This window comes from Mesorhizobium sp. M7A.F.Ca.CA.004.12.1.1 (genome assembly GCF_003997835.1).
In the GTDB taxonomy this organism is placed as follows: domain Bacteria; phylum Pseudomonadota; class Alphaproteobacteria; order Rhizobiales; family Rhizobiaceae; genus Mesorhizobium.
This window is the reverse complement of the sequence record NZ_RZRK01000311.1, coordinates 1-6673: the sequence shown is the minus strand read 5'-3', so window position 1 is coordinate 6673 and position 6673 is coordinate 1. Positions and strand designations below refer to the sequence as shown.

General features: G+C 59.0%; 11 protein-coding genes and 2 tRNA genes. 7 read left to right on the top strand and 6 right to left on the bottom strand.

All coding sequences use genetic code 11. From position 1 onward, the window contains the following. Window positions 1-396: DnaA/Hda family protein (locus EN984_RS17580; RefSeq protein ID WP_245480079.1), on the top strand; the 396-nt coding region annotated here is incomplete at its 5' end. A 14-nt stretch (window positions 397-410) separates the two neighbouring features. Here the strand turns inward: EN984_RS17580 and EN984_RS17575 are convergent. Continuing rightward, a complete protein-coding gene (locus EN984_RS17575; RefSeq protein WP_127270077.1) occupies window positions 411-692 on the bottom strand; it encodes a hypothetical protein in 282 nt (93 codons plus the stop codon). A 93-nt stretch (window positions 693-785) separates the two neighbouring features. Next, window positions 786-862, bottom strand: a tRNA-Pro gene (locus EN984_RS17570). Window positions 863-1002: 140 nt separating this feature from the next. Here EN984_RS17570 and EN984_RS17565 point away from each other — a divergent pair. Both EN984_RS17565 and EN984_RS17560 read left to right on the top strand, forming a co-directional pair. Continuing rightward, a complete protein-coding gene (locus EN984_RS17565; RefSeq protein ID WP_023812590.1) occupies window positions 1003-1308 on the top strand; it encodes an ETC complex I subunit in 306 nt (101 codons plus the stop codon). 47 nt (window positions 1309-1355) lie between these two features. Continuing rightward, a tRNA-Arg gene (locus tag EN984_RS17560) sits at window positions 1356-1432 on the top strand. Window positions 1433-1518: 86 nt separating this feature from the next. On the opposite strand, the gene EN984_RS17555 is transcribed toward EN984_RS17560, so the two are convergent. From EN984_RS17555 to EN984_RS17545, 3 genes are read right to left on the bottom strand one after another with little or no spacing between them, the layout of a single operon-like run. Continuing rightward, window positions 1519-1797: a hypothetical protein gene (locus EN984_RS17555; RefSeq protein WP_127270075.1), complete on the bottom strand. Its 279-nt coding sequence runs from the start codon at window positions 1795-1797 to the stop codon at window positions 1519-1521. Between the two features lie 39 nt (window positions 1798-1836). Then, window positions 1837-2118: a helix-turn-helix transcriptional regulator gene (locus EN984_RS17550; RefSeq protein WP_127270073.1), complete on the bottom strand. Its 282-nt coding sequence runs from the start codon at window positions 2116-2118 to the stop codon at window positions 1837-1839. Further along, entirely contained in the window at window positions 2115-2402 is a 288-nt protein-coding gene (locus EN984_RS17545) for a hypothetical protein (RefSeq protein ID WP_164749088.1), read from the bottom strand. Before EN984_RS17545 ends, EN984_RS17550 begins: the two co-directional genes overlap by 4 nt. Before the next feature lie 306 nt (window positions 2403-2708). Here EN984_RS17545 and EN984_RS17540 point away from each other — a divergent pair, with 306 nt between their 5' ends. Both EN984_RS17540 and EN984_RS17535 read left to right on the top strand, forming a co-directional pair. Then, the gene (locus EN984_RS17540; protein WP_127270071.1) at window positions 2709-2930 is read left to right on the top strand and encodes a hypothetical protein; all 222 of its coding nucleotides are present in this window, start codon (window positions 2709-2711) and stop codon (window positions 2928-2930) included. A gap of 253 nt (window positions 2931-3183) precedes the next feature. Continuing rightward, window positions 3184-3972, top strand: coding sequence for a GGDEF domain-containing protein (locus EN984_RS17535; protein WP_127270779.1), 789 nt, complete (start codon window positions 3184-3186; stop codon window positions 3970-3972). A gap of 45 nt (window positions 3973-4017) precedes the next feature. On the opposite strand, the gene EN984_RS17530 is transcribed toward EN984_RS17535, so the two are convergent. Continuing rightward, window positions 4018-4767 (bottom strand): glycosyltransferase family 25 protein, encoded by a 750-nt coding sequence (locus tag EN984_RS17530; protein WP_164773664.1) that lies wholly within the window; start codon window positions 4765-4767, stop codon window positions 4018-4020. A 406-nt stretch (window positions 4768-5173) separates the two neighbouring features. Here EN984_RS17530 and EN984_RS17525 point away from each other — a divergent pair, with 406 nt between their 5' ends. Next, window positions 5174-6136: a glycosyltransferase family 4 protein gene (locus tag EN984_RS17525; protein WP_127270455.1), complete on the top strand. Its 963-nt coding sequence runs from the start codon at window positions 5174-5176 to the stop codon at window positions 6134-6136. Window positions 6137-6269: 133 nt separating this feature from the next. Next, window positions 6270-6673: SLC13 family permease (locus EN984_RS17520; RefSeq protein ID WP_281057313.1), on the top strand; the 404-nt coding region annotated here is incomplete at its 3' end.

Genomic DNA, 6673 nt, shown 5'->3' with positions numbered 1-6673 from the left:
GTCGATGAACAGGGCCTGTTCCATCTGATCAATACGGTGCGTGGTGCCGGGTCGACGCTGCTCCTGACGGCGCGCCGCTTCCCGTCCGCCTGGCGCGTCACGCTGCCTGATCTCGCCTCACGGCTGAAAGCGGCGGCGACAGTCGAAATTCATGAGCCCGACGATCTCCTGCTCGCCGGCGTCATCACAAAACTCTTCGCCGACCGTCAGATCGAAGTCGAACCGCATGTCGTGCAGTATCTGGTCCGCCGTATCGAGCGCTCGCTGGCGACAGCGATGCGCGTGGTGGAGCGGCTCGACCGGACCGCGCTCGAACGCAAGACGCCGATCACCAGGGCGCTGGCAGCCGAAACCGTCAACGCCATGGATGAAGGGCAGGGCGAATTCGAGATTTAGCTGAGAGGTCAGTCTCAGAGCCACATTACGGCGAAATGACGGACCGCGAGGTAGACGGCAGAGTGAGCGGCGATATAGCCGGCGGCGACCAGCACAAACATTCCGATACTGACACGCCAGGAGCGGGAGACGACGGCGCCTGGGGCCTGCCTCGCCTGTCTGCGGCTTTCACGGTTGTTCCACATCGCCAGCGCGGCGCAGGCAATTGCCCACGTCACCATGAACGGAACGGTGATGCCGGCATAGGCAAAGTAGGCCGGTCCGAAAAGCGACACCCAGGCATCCATTCCAAGCATCTGAACCCCCTGTTGCCGAACCGGCCACGAATCCACGACCGGAGCCGGAGCAAGTGACCATATGGCTGCGCCGGGCATTGGGCTGTGAGGGGATGGTCGGAGTGGAGAGATTCGAACTCCCGACCCTCTGGTCCCAAACCAGATGCGCTACCAGGCTGCGCTACACTCCGAACGGTCTGTTGCCTATTCATTTCGGTGGTGCATGGCAAGTGCAAAAACCTGCGAGAGCAAAAACCTTGCCGCCGTGCGCATTGCGCAGTAATGACGGGCGAAGGGTGGCGATGCTGCCTTGCACAAGAACGAGGTGGCCATGTCCGCGCGCATTTTCAGCCCAGCCAAAACCGCGATGCAGTCCGGCAAGGCCAAGACCGGCCACTGGGTGCTGGAATTCGATCCCGAGACGCGCAAGAAGATCGATCCGCTGATGGGCTATACGACGTCGGCAGACATGAGAAGCCAGATCAGGCTTAGCTTCGACACGCGGGAAGAGGCGGTAGCCTACGCCGAAAAGCAAGGGCTCGCTTTCCGCGTCGAAGAGCCGAAAGAGACCAAGCGCCGCCAGATTTCCTATGCGGAGAATTTCCGCTATGACCGCAGGACGCCCTGGACGCATTGAACGGCGGCTAATGCCAGAATATCCAGCCGGCCCAAAGGCCGGCCAGCGGTCCCGTAGCTCAGCTGGATAGAGCACCGGCCTTCTAAGCCGATGGTCACAGGTTCGAATCCTGTCGGGATCGCCAAAGCCTTTCGGTCCGTTCCGGACACATAGGTTACGGTTTATACCGGAGACGTGGGCTTTCAGAGAGCGGCATCGGGCCTCGTGCGCTCAAACCGCCGCGGCCAGAAGCAGCGTTACCCCCAGGACCGTCGACGCATAGATCGTCGCTAGAAGCACGATCGGCCGAGGATACTCGGCGGGTGTCGCGAGGCCGGCAAAGTCGGGATTTCGGGTTTCGGTGCCGGGCCACGGGACGTCGTCGTCGGCGGCGGCGTTGTCATTGCAAGCGCGCACAGAAAAACGCCGGGCTATATCGGCGGCGATCAGAGGATCGTCCGCCACCAATTTCGACCAGTCCGAAACAATGCCGATTTCACGTTTGAACATCGCTCGCCTCCCGTTTGCGCTCTAACAGCGATATCTAAATTATGTTCCACCGATAGTTTGACGAGGCGGACCGCTCTTGGTCACTGCGGCCTTCTGATTGACGAAAATCACGCCTGCTGCCTCCAACCCTCGACGGATGGCAGCCAGCTTGGCCGAACTCGGAATCCTTCGTCCGCTCTCGAAACTGCCAATCGTTCCTTCGCTGAGGCCGCACTTCGCGGCGAGTCGCACCTGCGACCATTTCAGCATCGCTCGTGCGGCTCTGCACTGCTGGGATGTAAGGGGCTGGATCCCTGAAACGGTGGAGCTTCGCTTGTTCACATCCTCAGATCCCTTCGCTTCGGCGGGACATGGCTTTGCACCAGGCGTACCTTGTCCCTATCCACTGTGACCATTGTCCCGAGCGATACCGTGACCTTGTCGCCGTCGATTCGCGTAACGCCGCCGGATAATTCCATCAGCTGGCCCTTGGTCAGCCTGGTCGCCGGATCAATGACCGAATGCGGAAAATTGTAACCGGGGATCGACACGCTGACGCGGTCTTCCGTGACGCGCTTCAGCACCGTCGCCATGACCGCCACTTCGTCGCCGACCTTTATTGCCATGCCACTGATTCTGGGGCGTCATCTGCCGGCGTCAAGGATTAGCTAGATCTGATATAACAAAATCGCGGAATCAGCTTTCTCCATGCAGGGTCGCCCCGACAGCGGCAAATACCGCAAGCCGTCCAACTCTGTTCGGTGATGAGGCGTTGGCGTGGCTCGGGCAGCCGCCCGGCGCCAGCGTATTATTTCGTGACTCCGCCTTTTCGGAACCTTCCTGCGCACAGCGCGTTCGGCCCGCTGTATTCGAGAACCCTCATATAAAAGTGGACAGGCGGGAGGCAAACAAGGGTGGGGAGGAGTGTTGCCATGTCGAAGCGAGAAATAGGCATATCTTCGGCTCTGGATCGGCGTATCGCCGATCTCAAGGCCAAGATGCAGGACGCCCGGATCACGGAATACGAAATGAAAACCTTTCAAAAAGTGGCTTCAGCCATGGGAGGCGACGGAGGTTCCCTGCGCCTCGATGCCGACGACCTGATCGCGGCATCCTTTGTCGTCGATGCGCTGAGTGAGTCAACGCTCAACTGACGACGCGGTCTGGTTCGCGCGCCGTTTTGCCCTTGTCCGGCCGGCAATTGGCTCACGCCTTCAAGCTCTGAAACAGGATGGCTGCTTTCAGCGGCCGTCTTGTGGCACGTTTGCGCAAGCCTCCGTCGCAAGTCACCGATCGGGGCTGGCGGGTGGATTTGATTCCGCCGCCCGACAGAAATTGGAGGGAAAGTCTTATCAATTTGTTTGGGTTGGTGCGTCATAGTAGCGACGGCTAACGGAGTTGAACGGGATGAAGCTCGATCTGTCGCCGACGAGCTGGGGCAGGGTGATCGCTGTCACGGTAGTCGGTACTGCATTCTTCATTGCCGTGGCGTTCTTCGTCGATTCCTTCAATTTCCCCTATCTTTCGCCCGAGGCCGTGTGGCGGGCGAAGATGACCGACTTGTTGCTGCCTTTGGTGCTGGGCGGCTCGTTTCTGTTTTTCCTGATGTGGAAGATTCGCCAGCTGGCCATCGCGCAGCGCGATCTCAGCATCATCGCCGCGACAGACAGCCTGACGGCGGTGCTGAACCGTGGCGCCTTCTCTATGCTGGTCGAAGCCTATCTCGAGCAGACCCGAAAGCAGGAGCAGACCCGTTCGGGGGCGCTGCTGATCATCGACGCCGACCACTTCAAGTCGATCAATGACCGCCTGGGTCACGATTGCGGAGACCAGGCGCTCAAACTGATAGCACAGGCGATCAAAGGGCAACTGCGTGGCGGCGATATCGTCGGCCGCATCGGAGGCGAAGAATTCGGCGTGTTTCTGCCCGGCGTGGACCCCTCGCAATCCTGGGTGGTCGCCGAAAGCATCCGCCGGCGTATCAGGGAGATGGAATTCTCACCCGGCGGCAGGCCTTGTCCGCTTTCCGTCAGCATCGGCGGCACAAGCTTTACCGGCCCGATCACCTATGAGGAAATCTTCTCCGCTGCCGACAAAAGGCTTTACACGGCCAAGTCGAACGGACGCGATCAAGTCAGCTTCGATCCGGCCGGAACGTCTCCGGCGCCTCTGCCCGGGGTTGCCACCGTGCATTGATGGGTGACTCGGGACCGTCGCGCAGCAGTGCTTTGGCTGCCGACATCACGCTAAAGAGATAGTTTTCTCACGCCTGAAGCGCCAGATATCGAAAATCTGTCGACTTATACGCCTTGCTTCGACCAGGAGCTTTTCCGCGGGACTCCGCTTTGGAGCGGAATTTGCGCTGGCTCTCACGAGCCGCTCCTCACTAAGAAGGCTGGTCAACCCGAAGGCCTTCTCACGAATAAGGTCATTTTGCACACACAGTGCGGGCAACAGTTGGTAGATCGCTTTGCTTGACGATGTCGGAAGCGACGGATCGAAGATAACGTGATCGGCGGGCGCATCGAGACTTCGGGCGATCAGATCGCGCGCTGCTTGCTTCGAAATGATGTACCCGGCCGCTCCGATGTGGAACCCATATAGCCTAACAACCGAAAACACCCGACTGACGCAGGTGCGCTTCATCGCGATAACGGTTTTCTTTAGGTAGGTTTCCAGCTTGACGATATCGGCGTTGGCCGGAATCCATCCATCATCGGAAAGCATTGGGCCAGCTGCTTCGGACAACAGGACATCATCCTCGAAGATCGCACCAAAGGCATCCTCACCATCTGCGATGATGGTCCAGCAAACCTTGTGGCTCATAAGGCAAGCCGCTTCCGTGGGAGTTAAACTTGGTGAAGTCGCAGCAAATTCCGGTCGATGCAACGCGTCTACGGCAGGAACCCGGTCGAACGAAACACCAACCTTCGCGAATTCAGCCGTGACATGGGCAAGTCGATCGGGAGACCGATCGAGGTTAATAACCATACATTTCATTGATGCCCCCCACAGGCTATCGGTCGATAATTACTGCCTTGACCTTGAAATAACTTGCTTAACTAACTTGAAATAACTTGCTTAACTAAATAGCGAGACTCTGCAAGGGGTAGGCGACGCAGCTTAGGCTGCCAGTGATGTTTTTGAGCAATAGATGGACGACTTAGCACTCACCGAATGCCCCCGTATTGACGCAACCTGCGTAATGGGCGACCGATATCTCGGGCAGCTAAATACCAGCTGAAGGTAGATATCTCTGTTCACAGCGATTTTTCAGCAGCTGCGTTAGCTCTGCTCGGCCACAAGTAAGGCCACCGATCGCCATGTGGGCAGCACGGCAACGGCCAGATTTTCACTATCGGCAAACAGCCGGCCAAGCTAACAAAGCGCAGCGACCATGATCCATTTGTTCAACGGCTTTCAGGATCCCTTCGGCGGCAGTGACCTTGAAGCTCTGGAACTGTACCGGCTGTTGAGTGCCGATTCCGAGGTGCATCTGTGGGCAACCTCCTCCAGCGTGTCCGGCGAGTTGATGCGGAACTTCCCGATTCGCCGCGTCTCGCTGTCGAAGTGGGATGTCCCGAATGGCGGCACCTACGTCTTTCTCGGCTCGCATTGGCGCAACAAGGTGTGGCCTTACCTGATCCCGCGGCCGCGCCGGCTGATCTATGTCTTCAATACCTTTCACCCGAAAATCATCGCGCTGACGACGCGCATGCCCCGCATGCTGAACTGGCCAGACGCCGAACTGGTGCTGATTTCCGATTTTCAGAGACGGATGCTGCGGGTCGATGGCGTCGTGCATCCATCGCTGATCGATGTCGAACGTTTTTCACCCCGGCGTCTGGCTTCGGATCGTCCGTTCACCGTCGGACGCTTGAGTCGCGACGGGCCGGGCAAACATCATGCCGATGACATACCCCTCTACGAGACATTGCTGGCCGAGGGCACAGCCTTGCGGATTCAGGGCGGGGCAGGGCTCAAGGACAGCCTCATGCCGCATCCGCAACTCGAACTGTTCCCACCCGGCCGATTTTCCGCCGAAGAGTTTCTGCGGACGCTCGACGTGTTTTATTATCGCACCGGTTGGCATGTGGAGACCTTCGGTCGCGTCGTGTTGGAGGCGATGGCCTGCGGTTTGCCTGTGGTCTGCCATTCCCATGGCGGCTATTCCGACCACATAAGGCATGGCGAAAACGGTTTCTTGTTCGAGACGACTGAACAGGCGTTGCGCATCCTTGCCGATCTCAAAGCCGATCCGGCATTGCGGGCGACAGTGGGAAAAAGGGCGAGGGAGTCCTTCGAACAGATCTATTCTTCCCAAGCTGTGCGACAGAGGCTGGATTTCTATTTGCGTTAGCCCGGCGTCTGAAACCGTCTGCCCGGCCGGTTTGGCATCCAGATCGACATCGCGTTAAAGGGTGAGCACCCGAATGGCCTCCGGGTGGGTGGTGGGCTTCGGCGCGGAAACAGACTGTGCAGGACTTCTATCGATGACATTGATGGGCGCGGCGGCACTGCTGATCCTGATCCTGACTTACGCCGGTGTTGCAATTGGCCGCATCCCCGGCCTGCGCCTCGACCGGGCGGGGATCGCGCTTCTCGGCGGGGCCGCGATGATCGCCATCGGCGCGCTCAGCATGGAGGATGCCTACCGGGCGATCAATTTCGACACCATCACGCTTCTGCTCGGCATGATGATCGTGGTGGCGCATCTGAAGGTGTCAGGCGCCTTTCGCGGCCTTGGCGCCATCGCCATCGAGCACGCGCACGCGCCCTTCATGCTTTTGGTGATGGTGACGCTGCTGACCGGCGTGCTGTCCGCCTTCCTGGTCAACGACGCCATCTGCCTCGTCATGGCGCCGATCGTCGTCCATGTCACCCGTGTGATCAAGCG